This is a genomic window from Streptomyces sp. TBY4 (assembly GCF_024213195.1).
In the GTDB taxonomy this organism is placed as follows: domain Bacteria; phylum Actinomycetota; class Actinomycetes; order Streptomycetales; family Streptomycetaceae; genus Streptomyces.
In genome coordinates this window covers 293,648-313,069 of sequence record NZ_JANAVF010000008.1, presented here as the reverse complement: position 1 = coordinate 313,069, position 19,422 = coordinate 293,648, and the positions used below count along the sequence as shown (strand labels likewise).

15 protein-coding genes are annotated in these 19,422 nt (G+C 73.6%); 11 read left to right on the top strand and 4 right to left on the bottom strand.

Annotation, left to right across the window (positions count from 1 at the left end; genetic code table 11):
- Positions 1–2,080: 2,080 nt before the first annotated feature.
- On the bottom strand, positions 2,081–5,881 hold the full coding sequence (locus NLX94_RS21595) for a S8 family serine peptidase (RefSeq protein ID WP_254384632.1): 3,801 nt from the start codon (positions 5,879–5,881) through the stop codon (positions 2,081–2,083).
- 201 nt (positions 5,882–6,082) lie between these two features.
- On the opposite strand from NLX94_RS21595, the gene NLX94_RS21590 reads away from it, so the two are divergent.
- Together NLX94_RS21590 and NLX94_RS21585 are read left to right on the top strand one after the other, a co-directional pair.
- Entirely contained in the window at positions 6,083–7,060 is a 978-nt protein-coding gene (locus tag NLX94_RS21590) for a helix-turn-helix domain-containing protein (RefSeq protein ID WP_254384664.1), read from the top strand.
- 24 nt (positions 7,061–7,084) lie between these two features.
- The gene (locus NLX94_RS21585; RefSeq protein WP_254384631.1) at positions 7,085–7,576 is read left to right on the top strand and encodes a DUF456 domain-containing protein; all 492 of its coding nucleotides are present in this window, start codon (positions 7,085–7,087) and stop codon (positions 7,574–7,576) included.
- Between the two features lie 138 nt (positions 7,577–7,714).
- Here the strand turns inward: NLX94_RS21585 and rsgA are convergent, their stop codons facing one another.
- Positions 7,715–8,833, bottom strand: a complete 1,119-nt coding sequence (rsgA, locus tag NLX94_RS21580; protein WP_254384630.1) for a ribosome small subunit-dependent GTPase A — start codon at positions 8,831–8,833, stop codon at positions 7,715–7,717.
- A 350-nt stretch (positions 8,834–9,183) separates the two neighbouring features.
- On the opposite strand from rsgA, the gene NLX94_RS21575 reads away from it, so the two are divergent.
- Positions 9,184–10,008 (top strand): TetR family transcriptional regulator, encoded by an 825-nt coding sequence (locus NLX94_RS21575; protein WP_254384629.1) that lies wholly within the window; start codon positions 9,184–9,186, stop codon positions 10,006–10,008.
- A gap of 73 nt (positions 10,009–10,081) precedes the next feature.
- Positions 10,082–10,501, top strand: coding sequence for a VOC family protein (locus NLX94_RS21570; protein WP_254384628.1), 420 nt, complete (start codon positions 10,082–10,084; stop codon positions 10,499–10,501).
- Here NLX94_RS21570 and NLX94_RS21565 read toward each other — a convergent pair.
- Both NLX94_RS21565 and NLX94_RS21560 read right to left on the bottom strand, forming a co-directional pair.
- Positions 10,414–11,202, bottom strand: a complete 789-nt coding sequence (locus tag NLX94_RS21565; protein ID WP_254384627.1) for a helix-turn-helix domain-containing protein — start codon at positions 11,200–11,202, stop codon at positions 10,414–10,416. The genes NLX94_RS21570 and NLX94_RS21565 overlap by 88 nt on opposite strands.
- Positions 11,203–11,255: 53 nt before the next feature.
- On the bottom strand, positions 11,256–12,380 hold the full coding sequence (locus tag NLX94_RS21560; protein WP_254384626.1) for a YihY/virulence factor BrkB family protein: 1,125 nt from the start codon (positions 12,378–12,380) through the stop codon (positions 11,256–11,258).
- Between the two features lie 17 nt (positions 12,381–12,397).
- Between NLX94_RS21560 and NLX94_RS21555 the strand changes: the two genes are divergently transcribed.
- From NLX94_RS21555 to NLX94_RS21530, 7 genes are all read left to right on the top strand, one after another.
- Positions 12,398–14,053 carry an acyl-CoA dehydrogenase family protein gene (locus NLX94_RS21555; RefSeq protein WP_254384625.1) on the top strand — a complete coding sequence of 552 codons (1,656 nt, stop codon included), beginning with the start codon at positions 12,398–12,400 and terminating at the stop codon, positions 14,051–14,053.
- Positions 14,054–14,452: 399 nt separating this feature from the next.
- Positions 14,453–15,718 (top strand): GAF domain-containing protein, encoded by a 1,266-nt coding sequence (locus NLX94_RS21550; protein WP_254384663.1) that lies wholly within the window; start codon positions 14,453–14,455, stop codon positions 15,716–15,718.
- 5 nt (positions 15,719–15,723) lie between these two features.
- Entirely contained in the window at positions 15,724–16,293 is a 570-nt protein-coding gene (locus tag NLX94_RS21545; RefSeq protein WP_254384624.1) for a GNAT family N-acetyltransferase, read from the top strand.
- A 145-nt stretch (positions 16,294–16,438) separates the two neighbouring features.
- Positions 16,439–16,594, top strand: a complete 156-nt coding sequence (locus tag NLX94_RS39640; RefSeq protein ID WP_374683998.1) for a putative leader peptide — start codon at positions 16,439–16,441, stop codon at positions 16,592–16,594.
- Positions 16,595–16,802: 208 nt separating this feature from the next.
- Positions 16,803–18,512, top strand: a complete 1,710-nt coding sequence (locus NLX94_RS21540; protein ID WP_254384623.1) for a nitrite/sulfite reductase — start codon at positions 16,803–16,805, stop codon at positions 18,510–18,512.
- Positions 18,509–18,688, top strand: coding sequence for a DpnI domain-containing protein (locus tag NLX94_RS21535; protein ID WP_214956597.1), 180 nt, complete (start codon positions 18,509–18,511; stop codon positions 18,686–18,688). Before NLX94_RS21540 ends, NLX94_RS21535 begins: the two co-directional genes overlap by 4 nt.
- Positions 18,685–19,398 (top strand): phosphoadenylyl-sulfate reductase, encoded by a 714-nt coding sequence (locus NLX94_RS21530; protein WP_254384622.1) that lies wholly within the window; start codon positions 18,685–18,687, stop codon positions 19,396–19,398. Before NLX94_RS21535 ends, NLX94_RS21530 begins: the two co-directional genes overlap by 4 nt.
- Positions 19,399–19,422: the final 24 nt, after the last annotated feature.

Below are 19,422 nucleotides of genomic sequence, written 5' to 3'. Positions count from 1 at the left end.
AGCCCGTGCCGGGGCCGGACACGGAGCCGGCCCCGGACACAGGACCGGGTGCAGCGCCGGACGTATGCCCGGGGCCCGAGCCCGAGCCCGTGCCGGGGCCGGACACAGAGCCGGGGCCGGACACAGGACCGGGTGCCGCGCCAGACGCATGCCCGGGGCCCCAGCCGGTGCCAGGGCCGGGTGCAGCGCCAGACGTATGCCCGTGGCCCGGCCAGGCAGTGGCAGCAGGCCCGGACCTGGGATCCGCGCCGGGGCCGGACCCGGCCCAGGCGCCCGGGGTAGGAGCAGATCCGATGGCGGACCCGGGAGCCGGTCCACTCCCTGCCCCAGACCCGGGAGCCGGTCCAGCCCCTGCCCCAGACCCTGGAACCGGTCCAGCCCCTGCCCCAGACCCTGGAACCGGTCCAGCCCCTGCCCCAGACCCTGGAACCGGTCCAGTCCGGGCCTCAAGCCCTGGAGCCGACTCAGCCCCCGTCCCAGACCTCGGAACTGGACCAGTCGCAGGCCCAAAACCTGACCCGGTAGCCATACCAGCCCCAGACCCAGGTCCAGACCCCGAATCCGCCCCGGGTCCGGTCCCAGCCCGCGAAGCCGGGCCGGGCCCGGCCTCGGACCCCGAAGCCTGCCCAGAGCCCGGGCCCGTCCCGGAAGCGGGGTCCTGCGGCATGCCGGTGTCCGGACGCGTCCACGGAGCGGCGTCCTGCGGCGAGCTGGTGTCCGGGCTCGTCCACGGAGCGGCGTCCTGCGGCATGCCGGTGTCCGGACGCGTGCACGGAGCGGGGTCCTGCGGCGAGCCGGTGTCCGGGCTCGTCCGCGGAGCGGCGGCGCCGTCCGGGCCGGGGGCCGGCTCGGCCGGCCGCGGGTGCCCGGCTCCGCCGTACGCGGTGTCGGGGCCGCGCCCGGCCCCTGCCGGGTCCGGGGCCGGCTCCGGGGGCGCAGCCGCTGTCGGCGCGTCGTCCCGTAGGCCCCAGCTCCAGTCGGACGGTTCCCCCGGCTCCTCGGCGGGCAGCGCGGGCGGGACGGCGACACTGCCGAGCGCGTACCAGGTCTGGCCGCCCTCCCGGGGATCCCGCGGCGGCGGCAGCACCGAGCCGCCGCCGTACGCGTCCCCCGCCGGTGCCCCGGCCTCCGGCAGCCCTGCGGCCGACTCGGAGCCCTCCATGGGCAGACCGGCCCCGGGCAACGCGACCTCGGGCGGCGTGGCCCCGGCCACCGGCCCGGAACCCGGCACGGGTGGCCCGGCGTCCGCCACCGCCCCGGACCTCGGCTCGGCCGGCCCGACCCCGCCCGCCGGCCCGGACCCCGGCACAGGCCCCTCGATCTCCGCCAAGGGTCCAGAACCCGGCACGGGCAACGTGACCTCGGAGAGCGTGCCCTCGTCCAGCGGCCCGGACCCCGGCACAGGCCGCCCAACCTCCGCCAACGGTCCGGAACCCGACCCCGGCAAGGTGACCTCAGAGGCAGCCTCCGGCCCGGCCTCCCGCACCGTGACCTCAGGCAGCACGCCCCCGGCCTCCCGCCCGGAACCCGGCACAGGCGGCCCGGCCTCCGCCTCCCGCCCGGATCCCGGCACAGGCGGCCCGGCCTCCGCCTCCCGCCCGGAACCCTGCACAGGCGGCCCGGCCTCCGCCTCCCGCCCGGATCCCGGCACAGGCGGCCCGGCCTCCGCCACCCGCCCGGGGTCCTCCGCGGGCGGCCCGGCCTCCGGGCCGGGCCCGGGACCCTCCGCCGGCGGCGTGGCATCGCGCGCCGGGCCGGTCTCCACCGCAGACGGGTCCGGCGGCGTCAGTGGTCGTGGGGTCGGGGGTGTCCGGGGACCCGGGAGCGGGGTCGGGGCGACCAGGACCGCTGCCGAGCGGAAGCGGTGTTCCAGGGTGTCCCTGGGGTCGGGGTCCGGGACCCCTTCGGGGTCCTCGTAGAGCTTGTGCCACCAGTCATCCGCGCCCGCGTCCCGCTGACTCATGGCCCTCATTGTCGGGCTCCGGCGCAGCCGAAATCCGGCGAACGCAGGAAAAGCGCAGGAAAAGGGGGGCCCATCGGACCGCCGTCCGATGGACCCCCCTGCCCTATGTCGTACGACTTACCGAATGTCGTACGCCCGCGCGACCATCTGGGTGACGGTGGCGCCGTTCCTGTCGGTCAGCTCGACCTTGAGCATGACCTGCTTGCCCGCCGCTCCGGCGTGGTCCACGGTCGCGGTCCACTGCCCACCGCGCTCGCTCACCTTCGCCTCGCTCCAGCTGCCGCCCTCGTCGTACGAGTACGACAGCTTCGCCGACGCCAGCGCGCCCGGCGCGTAGCCCGCGTGCCCGCTGACCGCGAGGCCGATCTTCTGGCCGTCGGCCGCGGCCAGCGTCTTCATGCCGTCCAGCGGGGCGGAGATCCGCGGGAAGATGACCGGCAGCCCCTGCGAGTACTGCGTCGCGTCCAGCTTCGAGCGGAAGGTCCAGGTGGTCTGGATCGCCGAGGAGCGCTGCCAGGTGCGGGCCGGCTGGCCGAACTTCTCCAGGTACTGGGTCAGTTCGTACGTGGACTCCTCGGCCGGGACCTCGAAGGCCCCGAACGGGTAGCCGGTGTCGCCCAGCGATTCGCCGTTGACCTTGAGCGAGACGTTGCCGAGGTCGCCGAAGCCGCCCTGCTGCGCGTAGTGGCCGCTGTCGCCCCACATCGCGGAGGCGAAGCCGATCAGGTTGCCCTGGCGTTCGGCGGCCAGCTGCTCCTTGCCCGCGGTGTCGCGCGGCGCGACCGGGCCGATGACCCCGTCGTACCAGCTCTCGGTGCGCTGGGAGCCCGCCTTGTACGTACGGTGCTGGTCGGTCATGAACTCGCCCCACGGGAAGCTGCTGGAGAGCAGGTGGTCCCAGGAGGTGTCCCCGGCGGAGTAGTACTCGGTGCGCTTGCCCGGCGCCGCGACGGTGTCGAGGGAGCCGAAGTACACGGCGTTGCCGAGCGGGCGGTAGGCGCCGACCACGTCGACGAAGTCGGCGGCGACGCCCATCGACTGGTAGGCCGACTCGACGGTGCCGAGCTCGCGGTCGCGCACCCGGTAGGTGCGGTCTCCGTGGACCTGGCCCTTCTCGATCTGCGCGAGGTTGTAGACGTACGGGCTCTTCGCGGTGCCCTTCCAGCGCAGCGTGACCGGGCCCTTGCCCAGCTTGGCCAGCAGGGCCCGGCCCTCGGCCGCCTCGATGGACAGGGCCGGGAGCGCACCGCCCGCGTAGCCGGTGAAGCCCTGCCAGCGGCCGGGGGCGTCGCGGTAGGCGAGGACGGCCTTGGCGCCCGCCGCCTTCGCGTCGTTCGCGATCCCGTACAGCGCGTCGTCGGCCACCTTGACCAGGACGATCGCGCCCTTGGCGGCGACGGCCGCGAGCTCCTCGGGGGTGCCGGTGCCCGCGTCGACGAGCGGGGCGCTGCCGGTGCCGTCGAGGTTGTCGCTGCCGGTGGAGGCGGTGATCGGGTGCAGCACCGGGCCGCCGTCGGCCTTCAGCTCGGTGAGCAGCGGCGCGGCCGCCCGCCAGTAGCTGCCGAACTCGAAGTCGCCCTCCGTGGCCCGGCCGTCGACCGAGGCGTAGAAGCCGCGGATGGTGCGGCCGCCGGCCGCGGTGCCCGCGTGCTGCCAGGCGTCGCCCCAGGAGCGGGAGAAGGCGAGGGTGGTGGCGCGCGCCTCGGTGGGCTTGTCGGTGGCGATGCTCAGCCGGGCCGCCTTGCGGGCGTCCAGCACGATCACCGTGTCCTTCTTGATCTCCGTCTGCGGACGGCCGAGGTAGGTGAGCGAGTCGTACATCTGCGGCTCCGCGCCGGCGTCGGGGGTGCCGACGAAGGCGGAGAGGAAGTACGAGCCCGGGCGGACCCGGAACACCTGGTCCACGGAGCCCTCGTTGAAGCGGCGCTCACCGGTGGCGTCGTCGGTGCCGATCAGGTCCAGGGAGGACGGGCCGCCGGCCGGGTTGCCCGCGCGGTCGACGAGCTTGACGCGCACCGTCACCGTCTCCGGCTCCACGTAGAGGGAGAAGGGGGTGGAGACGTGCACGCCGCCGTCCGCCGTGGCGACGACGCGGCCGGTGACGTCCCCGTACTGGGAGCGCTCCAGCTTCGCGGCGGGGTCCAGGGCGAGCGGCACCTTGACGGTGGCGCCGGCCGGGACGGTCACGGTACGCCGCTCCAGGCGGGCGACCTGGCCGCGGACGGCGGAGCCGTCGTTGCCGGTGACCTTCTCGACGGAGAGCTTCAGCGTGACGGGCTTGGTCCCCGTGTTGGTGTACGGGACCTCGACGGACGTGCGGTCGCTGCGGTCCTGCGGCCAGTTGAAGGTGCCGCCCTGGAGTGCGGGGGCGCTGGTGACGGTGGTGCCGAGGGCGGCCTTGACGTCGAGCCGGCCGCCGCCGGTCTCCCGTACGTCGCCCGGGACCGCCGAGTTGGCGGAGCCGACGAGCGCTGCCTTGATCTGCTGCGCCGTCCAGTCGGGGTGGCGCTGCTTGACGATGGCGGCGGCGCCCGCGACGTGCGGGGTGGCCATCGAGGTGCCCGACATGGACTGGTACGCGTACACCCCGCGGCCGCCCGCCGCGGCGGCGGAGATGTCGACGCCGGGGGCGGAGATCTCGGGCTTGAGGGTGTGGTTCAGGCCGGCCGGGCCGCGGCTGGAGAAGGAGGCGGTCTTGTCGGCGCGGTCCACGGCGCCGACGGTCAGCACGCTGGGCGCGCAACCGGGCGAGGAGACGGTGTTGTTGCCGGGGCCTGCGTTGCCGGCGGCGACGACGAAGAGGGTGCCGCTGCTCTGGGCCAGCGCCTCGGTGGCCGCGGCCATCGGGTCGTCGCAGGAGAGCTGGGAGGGGTCGCCCAGGCTCATGGAGACCACGTCGGCCTTGCTGTCGACGGCCCACTGCATGCCCGCGATGATCCAGGAGTCCAGGCCGTAGCCGGAATCGTTGAGGACCTTGCCGCTGAGCAGCTGGGCTCCGGGGGCGACGCCCTTCTTCGCGCCGGCGCTCGCGGCGCCGGAGCCGCCCACGGTGGAGATGGTGTGGGTGCCGTGGCCCTGGCGGTCCCCGGCGGTGTCCGAGTCGGTGAAGTTCTTCGCCTCGGCGACCCGGCCCTTGAGGTCGGGGTGTTCGAGGTCGGTGCCGGTGTCGAGGACGGCGACCTTGGTGCCCGTGCCGTCGAATCCGGCGGCCCACGCTGCGGTGGCGCCGACCTGCTTCGTGGAACGCTCCAGGTTCGCCTGGACCTTGCCGTCCAGCCACAGCTTCTTCAGCGGGGCGGAGGCGGTGGAGCGGGCCCGCGGGTCGACGTGCGCGCCGGTGACATCGGCCCAGAAGTCGGCGGCCTTCTCCTTGTCGGCAGCGAGGGCGACACCGCCGATGGAGCCGAGGACCAGCGACTGCTCGGCGCCGCGCGGGACGGGCGGGGCGCTGCGGGCGAGGCTCGCGGAGCGCTCGTAGACCGCGATCAGCGGGAGCTTCTTGGCGTGCGCGTCGTCGTACCCCTGCCGGATCAGGCCGGTGACGTTGAAGAGTTCCTCGTCGGCCTTGCCCGCGGCGAGCGCCTTGACCGCGCTCTCGGGGTAGACGTAGAGGTCCTTGCCCGCCTGCCGGGTCTGCACGATCGGCTGCGAGCCGTCCTCGCGGGGCATCGCGGTGGCTGCCGTACGCCCCTGCGCGTCGGTGGACACCAGGATCCGGTCACCGGTGACCAGGGTCACCGTCACGGGACCGGTGGGCTGCTTCGCGGCCTCCTGGCTCCCGGTGAGGGCCTTCTTCGACGTTCCGGATCCTGCTCCGGAGGCTCCGTCGCTCGGCTGCGCCGTGGACGGGCCCACGGCCGTGACGGCCAGGACGGCGGCGATGGCCGCTCCCAGTGCCGTACGCGATATCGGGCGCATCGCTCTCCCCAGATGAATTCCGGCCAACTACTGCATTGCACGGCGAAATCGCCGCGTAAATGGCTTCTGGCCAGCGGATGTTGGTGCTGCGGTGGCGCCACCTTGGCAGAGGGGCGCCGGGTGCGGCGATGATGTCGGCGGCGGGTTTGCGCCGTGGCCGCTTCCCGCCAGGAACGGCTCCGAGAGGGTTGGGTGGACGAGTTGCTGGGTGCGATAGGTCTCGACGAAGGACAGGAGTCCGCTTACCGCGCGCTGGTCGCGCTGGGGGCGGCGGAGATACCGGACCTCGCGCACCGGCTGACCCTGCCGGTGCAGCAGACCGAGCTGACCCTGCGGCACCTGGAGCGCCACGGGCTCGCCGCCCAGTCCTCGGCCCGCCCCGGCCGCTGGGTGGCGGCCCCGCCCGGCGTGGCCCTGGGAGCCCTGCTCACCCAGCAGCGGCACGAGCTGGAGCAGGCGGAGCTGGCGGCGGCCCTGCTGGCGGAGGAGTACCGGGCGGAGGCGGCCGAGCCGGCCGTGCACGACCTGGTGGAGGTGGTGACGGGCGCGAGCGCGGTGGCCCACCGCTTCCACCAGCTCCAGCTCGGCGCGGTGGAGGAGGTGCTCGCGCTGGTCAGCGGCCGGCCGCAGGTGGTGACGGGCACGGACAACGAGGCCGAGGACCGGGCGGCCGTACGGGGCGTCGCGTACCGGGTGGTCATCGAGCGCGAGGTGCTCGCCCAGCCGAGCGGGATCCGCGAGGCCTCCGCGGCGCTGGCGCGCGGCGAGCACATCCGGGTGTCGGCGGCGGTGCCGACCAAACTCGTCATCGCGGACCGGACCCTCGCAATGGTCCCCCTGACGGCCCGCGGCGCGGAGCCGGCGGCGCTGGTCGTGCACGCGTCGGGGCTGCTGGAGTCCCTGATGGGCCTCTTCGAGGCGGTCTGGCGGGAGTCGCTCCCGCTGCGGCTGGGCTCCACCGGGGCGCCGGAGGAGACCGGCGGCGGGCCCGACGCCACGGACCTGGAGATCCTCACCCTCCTCCTGGCGGGGATGACGGACGCAAGCGTGGCGAAGCACCTGGAACTGGGCCTGCGGACGGTGCAGCGGCGGGTCAAGGGCCTGATGGAGCTCTCGGGCGTCACGACCCGGCTCCAGCTCGGCTGGCACGCGTACGAACGGGGCTGGGTGGCCCGATAGCCCCAGGTCAGGCAGGCTGAGCAGATGGATCTGCCGCAGCTGCCCCAGGTGCCGCTGGTGGGGCTGGTGCTGGTGCTCGGTCTGCTCGGGGTACTGGTCCCCGGCGTCCCCGGCGCCCTCCTCGTCTGGGCCGGTGTCCTGTGGTGGGCCCTGCACGAGGGCTCCCCGACGGCCTGGGGCCTGCTCGCGGGCGCGACGGCACTGCTGCTGGTGGTGCAGGTGGTGAAGCGGCTCCTGCCCCCGCGGCAGCTCCGCGGGGTCGGCGTCACCCGCCGGATGGTCGTGTACGCGGGCACGGGCGCGCTCCTGGGCTTCGTCCTGCTCCCGGTGGTGGGCACGGTCCCCGGCTTCGTGGGCGGCATCTACCTCTGCGAACGCCGCCGCCTGGGTGCCCACGAGGAGGCGTGGGCGTCGGTCCGGGCGGTGATGCGGGCGGTGGGCACGAGCGTCCTGGTGGAACTGTTCGCATGCCTGCTGGTGGTGGGCGCCTGGGTGGGCACGCTGGTGTGGGCGTAGCCGGGGGCCCCGGGGCCCCCGGCCCGCATCGCCCCGTCCGCAGCGGCGCCCCCGCCCCGGGCCGGGCGGGGCCCGTCCCGGGGCGGGGGGAAGGGCCCGGCTGCGGGTCGGGGTGCGGGGCCCGGGCGGGGGCTTCGGTCAGGCTCGGCCCGTGCGCTTCGCGGAGTAGTTCGCGCGGCCCTCCGCCGAGCGGAGCCTCCAGTCGCGCTTTATCTCCGCGCGGAGCCGCGCGTCCGTCTTCGCGACGATCCGCTGGTTCTCCCGCAGCAGCTTGCGGTAGCTCTCCAGCCGCCGCTCCGACAGCTCCCCGGAGCCCAGCGCGGCCGTCACCGCGCACCCCGGCTCCGCCTCGTGCGCGCAGTCGTGGAAGCGGCAGCGTTCCGCGTACTCCTCGATCTCCGAGAAGACCTGCCCGACGCCCGCCTCCGCGTCGAAGAGTCCGACGCCCCGCAGCCCGGGGGTGTCGATCAGCACGCCGCCGCCCGGCAGCGCGAGCAGGTTGCGCGTCGTGGTGGTGTGGCGGCCCTTGCCGTCGACCTCGCGGGCCGCCTGGACCTCCATCACCTCCGCCCCGAGCAGGGCGTTGGCCAGCGTGGACTTGCCCGCGCCGGAGATTCCGAGGAGCACGCTCGTACCGCCGCCGACCACCGCGGCGAGCACGTCCGTGCCCTCCCCGGTCACCGAGGACACGGTGAGGACCTGGACGCCGGGCGCCGTGGTCTCCACGTCCTCGACGAGGTGTCCGAGGGTGACGGGGTCCGGGACCAGGTCCGCCTTGGTCAGGACCACGAGCGGCTGCGCCCCCGATTCCCAGGCGAGCGCGAGGAACCGCTCGATGCGGCCGAGGTCCAGTTCGACCGCCAGCGACACCGCGATGATCGCGTGGTCGACGTTCGCGGCGAGGATCTGCCCCTCGGACCGCTGGGAGGAGGTGGACCGCACGAAGGCGGTCCGGCGCGGCAGGTACGCCTTCACGTAGCGCGGGTTGCCGTGCGCCTCCAGCACCGCCCAGTCGCCGGTGCAGATGACCCGGAGCGGGTCGTGCGGGGTGACGAAGGCGGTGTCGGCGCGGACGATGCCGTCCGCCGTCATGACGTCGCACTGGCCGCGGTCGACCCGTACGACCCGGCCGGGCAGGAGGCCCTGGTCCGCGTACGGGGCGAACTCGGCCGCCCACGCCTCGTCCCAGCCGTAGGGGGCCAGGGAGGAGGAAAGGGAAAGGGAGGAGAGGGAAGCGGAAGAAGCGGGGAGAGACAAGGGAAACCCTTCACAGGGTGGCCCCGGCGGTGCGCGCCGCTACCGGGCGCGGGAGAGGTGAGAGGTCAGCCGGAGACCACAGAAGTGACATTGATGGTCTTCTGAGTGCGGGCAACGCCCTGCGCCATGACAGTCATCAATGAACTCACCTCCGGGTCTGCATACGTACTGACGTACCTGTTGTGCGGTCCCGCACCGGTCGGCGGGACGTCCCCACCGTAACAAGCGCCCTCAGGGCCGCGCCACTTCTTTTACGGGCGGGCTCGATGCGGGCGTTCGAACTTACCGCCGGTCAGGACGGACCGAATAAATCGCCGGTCAAGTCGGTTGGCAAGACTAAGCTGTTCCGCATGGAGAGAAGCGGAACCGCCCATTCTGAGACGATTTACGAGACGGCGCCCGATACCCGGCGGCGGATCCTGCGGGTCTCCACGGAGCTGTTCGGGGTCCACGGATTCCACGAGACCTCGCTGCGGGAGATCGCCGAACGGGTGGGCGTCTCCAAGCCGGCGGTGCTCTACCACTTCCCCGGCAAGGCCGACATCCTCGGCGCCCTCGTCGAGCCGGTGCTCCGCGATCTGGCGGCCGCCCTGGCCCGCGCCGCGGCGGCCGGCGCCTCCGACGGCCCCGGTGCCCCGGACGGACCCGGCGCCTCCGACCGGGCCCGGTGGGCGGCCATCGAGGGGGTGCTCGACGTCTGGCTGGCCCACCGCCACCTGCTCCGCCTCAACCTCCAGTACCTCCAGGACACAGCCCAGGCCACCCCGGGCCCGGTCTTCGCCCAGCTGCGCGACGCCCTGCTCCGGGCCAACTTCCTGGTCGCGGGGGCGAATCCCGGGTTCGCGGAGCGGGTCCGGGCCGCCCAGGCCGTCGCGATGCTCTCCGACCCGGTGGTGCTCTTCGCCGACGCCCCCGTACCGGCCCTGCGCGAGGCCGTGCTGGACGGCGTACGCCGCCTGCTCGACGGGCCCGACGGGCAGCAGGGACCCGGCGGCCCCGCCCGGCCCGTGCCCGGCGGCCGGCGCGGGCGGCCCGTGGCCATGAGCCCGGCCATGATCGAGGCCGCCCGCCGGATGCACGCGGCGGGCAGCGGGGCCACCGCGATCGCCGCCGCCCTCGGGGTCTCCCGGGCCACGGTCTACCGGCACCTGCCGCAGGAGGAATCCTCCGAGTGACGGGGTGACCGGGCACCCGCCCGTGTCCGATTCGTTCAAGACCGGCCGGGGCGGGCCTGCCTAGGGTGAGTTCATGACTCCCCGACTCGACATGATCGGCATCATCGTCTCCGACATGCCCGCATCGCTCGCCTTCTACCGCCGCCTCGGCATCGACGTGCCCGCCGAGGCCGATTCCCAGCCGCACGTCGAGGCCGTCCTGCCGGGCGGGCAGCGGATCGGCTGGGACACGGAGGAGGTCGTCCGCTCCTTCGACCCCTCCTGGACCCGCCCCACGAGCGACGGCCGGGTGGGGCTCGCGTTCCTCTGCGACTCCCCCGCCGAGGTGGACGCGCTGTACGCGGAGCTGACCGGGGCCGGGCACACCGGCCACCTGAAGCCCTGGGACGCCTTCTGGGGGCAGCGCTACGCCGTCGTCCTGGACCCGGACGGCTCCGGGATCTCCCTCTTCGCGGCAGCCGATCCGGCCGATCCGGCCGACCCCGCCGCGTAGGCCCCCGGCGTGGTCCCGGCCAGGGCCCGCGCCTCGCGGGTCCAGTGGGCCTGGTCGGCATAGCCCGCCGCCGCGGCCACCGCCGCCTGCGGCAGCCCGCGCCGGGTCAGCGCGAGGGCCCGCTGGAGGCGCAGGATCCGCCCGAGGGTCCGGGGCCCGTAGCCGAAGGCGTCGAGCGAGCGCCGGTGCAGCTGCCGCTCCCCGAGGCCGACGGCCCCGGCCACGGCGGCCACGCCCTGCCCGGCGCGCAGCCGGGCCGTCACCTCCGTGACGAGCGGGTCCGGGGGGCCGCTCTCGGCCGTGCGGAGCCGGGCCAGCTCCTCCAGTCCCGCGCGGGGATCCCCGTACGAGTCCACGCGCGCGGTGAGGCGCCGTACCTCGGCGGCGGGCCAGAGGTCGGCCAGCTCGACCCGGCGGTCGCGCAGCACGCGGGCCGGTACGCCGAGCAGCGCGGGCGCGGTGCCGGGGGCCAGCCGGATCCCGGCGAAGCCGGAGCCCGGGACCTCTCCGGCGGGGTGCGCGGCGGTGTCGGGTCCGGCCACCAGGAGCCGCCCCTCCACCCACAGCAGGTCCATGCACCCGTCGGGCAGCACCACGCCGCCGCCGGCCCCGGCGGCCCGCCAGAGCACCGCTCCGGGGACGGTCCGGGACGGCCGTTCCTCGTAGCCCGGTGCGGGTGCGCGGTCCGCGGGATCTGCCACGCGCACCAGGCTACGGCGACGGGCGGCGGGCCGCGGCCGACGGACGGCAGCCGTCAGTGCTTGCGCAGGCGGGAGTGGTAGTCCTCCGGGGGCAGGAACTTCGACCAGCGCTCCGGGAATTCCGAGGGCATGCCCGCGTCCTCGTCGCCCTCGTCGTCCTCCGACTCCCCCTCGGCCAGGGCCCGCCAGGCGGCCGCCCGGGCCACGAGCTGGGCGGCCTCCGCCTCGCGGGCCCGTTCGTTCGCCTCGCGCGCGGCCGCGGTGGCCACCGAGGGCCAGACCCGGTCGATCGCGGCGTTGACGGCGGCACCGACGAGGACGGCGAAGGCCGAGATGCCGATCCACAGCAGGATCGCCACGGGGGCGGCCAGCGATCCGTAGATGGTCGGGCCCTCCACCGTGTTGGTGAGGTAGATCCGCAGCAGGAACGAGCCGAGCACCCACATGGCGAGGGCGACCAGCGCGCCGGGCACGTCCTCGATCCAGGGCGAGCGGACCGGGACGGAGACGTGGTAGAGCGTGGTCAGGAAGGCGATGGAGAGCAGCGTGACCACGGGCCAGTACAGGACCGCGATGACCTCGGTGCTCCAGGGGAGCACCCGCACCACCGCGTCCGGGCCGACCACCATCAGCGGCAGCACGATGGCGCCGATCAGCAGGGCGATCACGTAGAGGACGAAGGCGAGCAGCCGGGTCTTGACGATGCCGCGGTGTCCGTCGAGTCCGTACATGACGGTGATGGTGTCGATGAAGACGTTGACGGCGCGCGAGCCCGACCAGAGGGCGAAGGCGAATCCGAGGGAGATGAGGTCGGGGCGGCCGCGGCCGGTGACGTCGTCGAGCATCGGTTTGGCGATGTCGTTGACTCCGCGGTCGGAGAGGACGGTGCCGACCGCGCGCAGGATGTTCTCCTCGATGCTGGCGACGGTCGTTCCGCCCGACCAGCCGTCCACGTACCCGAGGAGGCCCAGCAGGCCCAGGAAGAGCGGGGGCAGCGAGAGGAGGGTGAAGAAGGCGGCCTCGGCGGCGAGTCCGAGGATCCGGTACTCGATGCACGAGTTCACGGTGTCTTTGAGCAGCAGCCACGCCATCTTGCGCTTCGAGACGTTGCGGTAGAGGGCGCGGGCCCGGTGGAGGCGTCCCGGAATCCGCTCGGGTGTTTCTTTCGCGTGCTGCACGTCCTTACGGTATCGGCATGGCAGCCACCACCCACACAGTCAGCAACCAGGCCCCGCCGCTCGTGGGCCACGACGTATACGGCAGCGACCGGGTCCTGAGCGAGGGGGTGGAGCGGCACCTCGCGGACGCCGCGCCCGAACTCGCCGCGGAGGTAAGGGAAGAGCTCACGGACCTCGGCCGCGCGGCCGGGTCACGGCAGGCGCAGGACTGGGGGGCGCAGGCGAACGAGAACCCGCCGAAGCTGCGGACGCACGACCGCTACGGCCACCGGATCGACGAGGTGGAGTTCCATCCCTCGTGGCACCGGCTCCTCGGGCACGCCGTGGGCGCCGGGCTCACCGACGCGTGGGGGCGGCCGGCGGGGCATCTGCGGCGGGCGGCCGGCTTCTTCGTGTGGTCGCAGGCGGAGGCGGGGCACGGGTGCCCGGTCTCGATGACGCACGCGGCGGTTCCGGCGCTGCGTGCCGATCCGGAGCTGGCGGCGGAGTGGGAGCCGCGGCTGACCTCGCACGTGTACGAGGAGGGGCTGCGGCCGGCCGGGCAGAAGGCCGGGGTGCTCTTCGGGATGGGCATGACGGAGAAGCAGGGCGGCAGCGACGTCCGGGCGAACACGACGGCGGCGGTGCCGCTGGACGCCTCGGGCGAGTACCTGCTGACGGGGCACAAGTGGTTCTGCTCGGCTCCGATGTGCGACGGGTTCCTGGTGCTGGCGCAGGCTCCGGGCGGGCTGACCTGCTTCCTGGTGCCGCGGGTGCTGCCGGACGGGACGCGCAACGTCTTCGCGATCCAGCGGCTGAAGGACAAGCTGGGCAACCGGTCGAACGCGTCGAGCGAGGTGGAGTTCGACGGGACGTGGGCGCGGCGGGTGGGCGAGGAGGGCCGGGGGGTGCGGACCATCATCGAGATGGTCGCGGCGACCCGGCTGGACTGCGTGATCGGTTCGGCCTCGCTGATGCGGCAGGCGCTGACGCAGGCCGCTCACCATGCGGAGCACCGCTCTGCTTTCGGAGCACCGCTCATCGACCAGCCGCTGATGCGCAACGTGCTCGCCGACCTCGCCCTGGAGTCGGAGGCCGCCACCACGCTCACGCTCCGCCTCGCGGCCGCGTACGACGCCGTCCAGAGCACGGGCGACGAGCGGGAGCGGGCCTTCCTGCGCATCGCGGTGCCCGCCGCGAAGTACTGGGTGACCAAGCGCTGTACGCCGATGGTCGCGGAGGCCCTGGAATGCCTGGGCGGCAACGGCTACGTCGAGGAGTCCGGGATGCCCCGGCTGCTGCGCGAGTCCCCGCTGAACTCCATCTGGGAGGGATCGGGCAACGTCCAGGCCCTCGACGTGCTGCGCGCCCTGCAGCGCGAGCCGCAGGCGCTGAACGCCTTCCTCCAGGAGGTCGGCCTGGCCCGCGGCGCCGACCACCGGCTGGATTCGGCCATCAAGAACCTGCTGACCGAGCTCGCGGACCTGGAGGGCATCGAGGCCCGGGCCCGCCGGGTCGTGGAGCGGATGGCCCTGGTGCTGCAGGGGTCCCTGCTGGTGCGCTGGGCCCCGCCGGAGGTGGCCGACGCCTTCTGCGCCTCGCGCCTGGGAGGGGACTGGGGCGCGGCCTTCGGCACGCTGCCGCACAGTCTGGATCTTGGATCCGTGGTGGAACGGGCCCGGATCGCGGGCTGACGGAGGGCCCCAACCCTCCGGAAGCGAGGCTGATGCGAAGGGCCCCAACCCTACGAAAAGCACTGCGGTGCGGGATCCGGACCCGTCGACCAGGAACAGGGATGGCGCCGCGCCGACTCGGCACCACCCCTGATCCGCGAAGCCCCGAGGAAGGAGCTGTCACGTCGCTCTGCGACGTCCGTACAGTTTCGATCGGCCGACCGGGACTTGGCGAGAGTTGCAAGACGTTGCAACCTTTGACTCGGAACCGCCCTTCGGGCGTACCGGTCCGCTCCCGGAAACGGCGCGCACCGGACGGCCCCCCGGGGCGGAAGCCGTCGTACGTCTGTTCCGCACGGGGAGGTTCCGGTGGTCCACCACACCACAGGCAGCGCGGTCGATGCGGCACGCATCTCGGCCATGGACGCCCGCGAGGCCGCGCGTCTGCTCAAGGGGGTACGGGCGGCCGCCCTTGCCGGGGACCGGCCGCCGGCCGCACCGCGACCGGAGATCGCCGAGTCCTGGCGCCGGATGATGGCGGGCGGGGTGCACCCGGACCGGGACAGCCGCTCGCGGATGCTGTCGGCCGCCGAGACCGAGGAACGGCGCCAGACCTCTCCGCTACGGGACCTGCTGCCCGTCCTGCGCGAAGGGCTGCTGCCCTCCCTGGACGAGGCCCTGCACATCATGGTCGTGGCCGACGCCGACGGGCGGCTGCTGTGGCGGGAGGGCCACTCCTCGATCCTGCGCAACGCGGACCGGCTCGGCTTCGGGGTGGGCGCCCACTGGGACGAGGCGGTGGTCGGCACCAACGGGGTGGGCACCGCGCTGGTGGCCCGCAGACCGGTCCAGGTGTTCTCGGCGGAGCACTTCGTCTCCAGCCACCACGACTGGACCTGCGCCGGGGCCCCCGTACGGGACCCCCGCGACGGGCAGCTGCTGGGGGTCCTGGACGTCAGCGGGCCGCTGGCCACCATGCACCCGGCGACCCTGGCGTGGGTGAGCTCGGTGGCCCGGCTCGCGGAGCGGGAGCTGCGGGTGCGGCACCTGGAGTCGCTGGAACGGCTGCGGGCGGTGGCGGCCCCGCTGCTGGCCCGGGTGCCGGGGCGGGCGCTGGCCCTGGACGCCAACGGGTGGACCGCCGCCGTCACCGGGATCGCGCCGACGGAGCGGATCCCGCTGCCGAAGACCTTCGGGCCCGGCCGGGTGTGGGTGCCGCAGCTCGGCGACTGCCTGGTGGAGCCGCTGCCCGGCGGCTGGCTGGTGAACGTCACGGAGGCCCGTACCGGCGCCGGGGCGGCCGCCCGCGTCGTCCTCGACCTCAGCCGGCCGGGGGCCTGGCGGGCCACCGTCTACGGGGCCGCCGGGAGCTGGTCGCAGGAGCTGAGCCCGCGCCACGCGGAGCTGCTGTTCCTGCTGGCGGAGTCCCCCAAGGGGCGCTCGGCGGCGGAGCTCGCGCAGGAGCTGTTCGGGGACCCGACGCGCACGGTGACGGTCCGCGCGGAGATCTCCCGGGTCCGCCGCAACCTGGGCGGCGTGCTGGCGCACCGCCCGTACCGCTTCGCGCACGACGTGGAGGTGGAACTGATCCGCCCCGCGAACCCGGCCGCGCTGCTGCCGCACTCCACGGCGCCGGCGGTGATCAGCGCCCGGCTGGGCCCGGCGGGGAGCGGCGTGATTCCCTGAAGTGCATGAGCGCGAGCACGAACACACTGACCACCTGGTCCCTGGAAATGACCGCACCGACCGACCTCGTCCCGGCGGCCGTACCGGGCCCGGAGATCCGGATCGTCCGGTCGGAGGTCCCCTCCCCCGAGTTCAGCCGGTTCCTCTACGCCTCGGTGGGCGGTGACATCCACTGGACGGACCGGCTGTCGCTGACCCGTGCGCAGTGGGTGGAGCAGCTGGACCGTCCCGGCGTGGAGACGTGGGTGGCGTACGACCGGGGCACCCCGGCGGGGTACGTGGAACTCGACCCGCAGCCCGACGGTGTGGTGGAGATCATGTACTTCGGCCTCATCCCCGACTTCCGGGGCCGGCGCATCGGGGGCCACCTGCTGACCGTGGGCATCGAGCGGGCCTGGTCGCTGGCCGAGCGCTGGCCGGAGCTGGAGCCGACGCGACGCGTCTGGCTGCACACGTGCAGTGACGACGGCCCGACCGCGATGGCGAACTACCTCCGGCGGGGCTTCAAGGTCTTCAAGGAGGAGACGGAGGAGAAGGCCGTCGCCCCCACCCCGGGCCCCTGGCCGGGCGCGTAGCCCTGCGGGGCGGGCGGGCGGCCCTGCGGGGCTGTCCCCTACCCGCCCTTCCACCGTTCCCCGGGGCTCCGCACACGGACACGGGCATGTGGCTGCTGGCCCCCCAAGGGGCTCCTGGGGTGACCCCCGTCACGGGGATCTTGCGATGCGAGACGAGTTCGTCCGGATAGTGGACAGTAGTGGACTCGTCCAATCGCCACATGCCACGCTTCCCCCCATGAACGGAGCTGGAATTGCCTTGGTGAGTCGGCGGCACGTCGACCTCGGCCGCATGTCCAGCGCCATCTGTCCGGCGCGCTGACGCACATCACCGCCGCGACAGCGCCCCGCACCGACGTCGCCGCGGACGCGAACACACCGCCCGTCGTCAGCCACCACCGCAGTCCCCTGTAGGCCCGACGTCGCCCCAAAAGGGCGGCGAAACAGCCACATCCGCTCCACGCGCGCCAGGGGTCACGCCGCCGCTCCCCCTGCCCCTGCCTCGAGCCGCCGAAGAAGGACGTACCGCCATGGCCGCCACCCCCGAAACGACCGCAGCCGCCGCACCCGCCGCCGCCGCGCGCCGCAAGACCGGCCGTCACCGCGGTGAGGGCCAGTGGGCCGTCGGACACCACACGCCCCTCAACGGCAACGAGCAGTTCAAGAAGGACGACGACGGTCTCAATGTGCGCGCGCGCATCGAGAACATCTACTCCAAGGCGGGCTTCGACTCGATCGACCCCAACGACCTGCGCGGCCGTATGCGCTGGTGGGGCCTGTACACCCAGCGCAAGCCCGGGATCGACGGCGGCAAGACCGCGATCCTGGAGCCGGAGGAGCTGGACGACAAGTACTTCATGCTGCGCGTCCGCATCGACGGCGGCCGGCTGACCACCGAGCAGCTGCGCGTCATCGGCGAGATCTCCGAGGAGTTCGCCCGCGGCACCGCCGACCTCACGGACCGGCAGAACGTGCAGTACCACTGGATCCGCATCGAGGACGTCCCGGAGATCTGGCGCCGTCTGGAGGCCGTCGGCCTCTCGACCACCGAGGCCTGCGGTGACACCCCCCGCGTGATCCTCGGCTCGCCCGTCGCCGGCATCGCGCAGGACGAGATCATCGACGGCACCCCCGCCATCGACGAGATCTATGCCCGCATCGTGGGCAACCCGGCCTTCTCGAACCTGCCCCGCAAGTTCAAGTCCGCGATCTCCGGCTCGCCGCTGCTCGACGTGGCGCACGAGATCAACGACATCGCCTTCGTGGGCGTGAACCACCCCGAGCACGGCCCCGGCTTCGACGTCTGGGTCGGCGGCGGCCTCTCCACCAACCCGAAGCTGGGCGTGCGCCTGGGCACCTGGGTCTCGCTCGACGAGGTCCCGGACGTCTACGAGGGCGTCATCTCGATCTTCCGCGACTACGGCTACCGCCGGCTGCGCACCCGCGCCCGCCTGAAGTTCCTCGTCGCCGACTGGGGCCCGGCCAAGTTCCGCCAGGTCCTGGAGGACGAGTACCTCAAGCGCGAGCTGACCGACGGCCCCGCGCCCGAGCAGCCCAGCGGCCAGTGGCGCGACCACGTCGGCGTGCACCAGCAGCAGGACGGCAAGTTCTACGTCGGCTTCGCGCCCCGTGTGGGCCGTGTCGACGGCGCCACCCTGGTCAAGATCGCGGACGTGGCCACCCAGCACGGCTCCGGCCGCCTGCGCACCACCGCCGAGCAGAAGATGATCGTCCTCGACATCGAAGCCGACAAGGTCGACTCGGTCGTCGCGGCCCTGGAGGCGCTGGACCTGCGGGTCAAGCCGTCCCCGTTCCGCCGCGGCACGATGGCCTGCACCGGCATCGAGTTCTGCAAGCTGGCCATCGTCGAGACGAAGGCGCGCGGCGCCTCGCTGATCGACGAGCTGGAGCGCCGCCTGCCGGAGTTCGCCGAGCCGCTCACCATCAACATCAACGGCTGCCCGAACGCCTGCGCCCGTATCCAGGTGGCGGACATCGGTCTCAAGGGACAGCTGGTCCTGGACGACGAGGGCAACCAGGTCGAGGGCTACCAGGTCCACCTCGGCGGCGCGCTCGGCCTGGAGGCCGGATTCGGCCGCAAGGTCCGCGGTCTGAAGGTCACCTCGTCCGGTCTGCCGGACTACGTCGAGCGGGTCGTCACGCGCTTCGAGCAGCAGCGCGAGGACGGCGAGCGCTTCGCCGCCTGGGTCGGCCGCGCCAAGGACGAGGACCTGTCGTGAGCGAGCGCGCCGCACCGTTCTACTGCCCGTACTGCGGCGACGAGGACCTGTTCCCGAACGAAACAGGCCACGGCGCCTGGGAATGCAGGGCCTGCAATCGAGCCTTCCAGCTGAAGTACCTCGGGCTGCTGGCCCGGGGCGTTCAGTCCAATGACGCTGGAGGGGACGAGATATGACCACCATTCAGGACGTGGATCTCACGACCGGCGGTCTGAAGGAACTGGCCGAGCAGGCGGGCCGGGACCTCGAGGACGCCACCGCGCTGGAAATCCTCACCTGGGCGGCCGAGACCTTCGGCAAGAAGTTCGCCGTGACCTCCTCCATGGAGGACGCGGTCGTCGCCCACCTCGCCTCCCGCGCCTTCCCCGGCGTGGACGTGGTCTTCCTCGACACGGGCTACCACTTCGAGGAGACCATCGGCACCCGTGACGCGGTCGAGGCCGTGATGGACGTCAAGGTCATCACCCTCACCCCGCGCCAGTCGGTCGCCGAGCAGGACGCCGAGTACGGCCCCAAGCTGCACGACCGCGACCCGGACCTCTGCTGCTCGCTGCGCAAGGTCAAGCCCCTCGAAAAGGGCCTGACCGCGTACGACGCCTGGGCCACGGGCCTGCGCCGCGACGAGTCCCCGACCCGGGCGAACACCCCGGTGGTCGGCTGGGACGAGAAGCGGCAGAAGGTCAAGGTCTCGCCGATCGCCCGCTGGACCCAGGACGACGTGGACGCGTACGTCCTGGAGCACGGCGTGCTCACCAACCCGCTGCTGATGGACGGATACACCTCCGTCGGCTGCGCCCCCTGCACCCGCCGGGTGGTGGAGGGCGAGGACGCCCGCGCCGGCCGCTGGGCCGGGCGCGGCAAGACCGAGTGCGGGCTGCACAGCTGATGACGACGACCGAACGCACCGAAC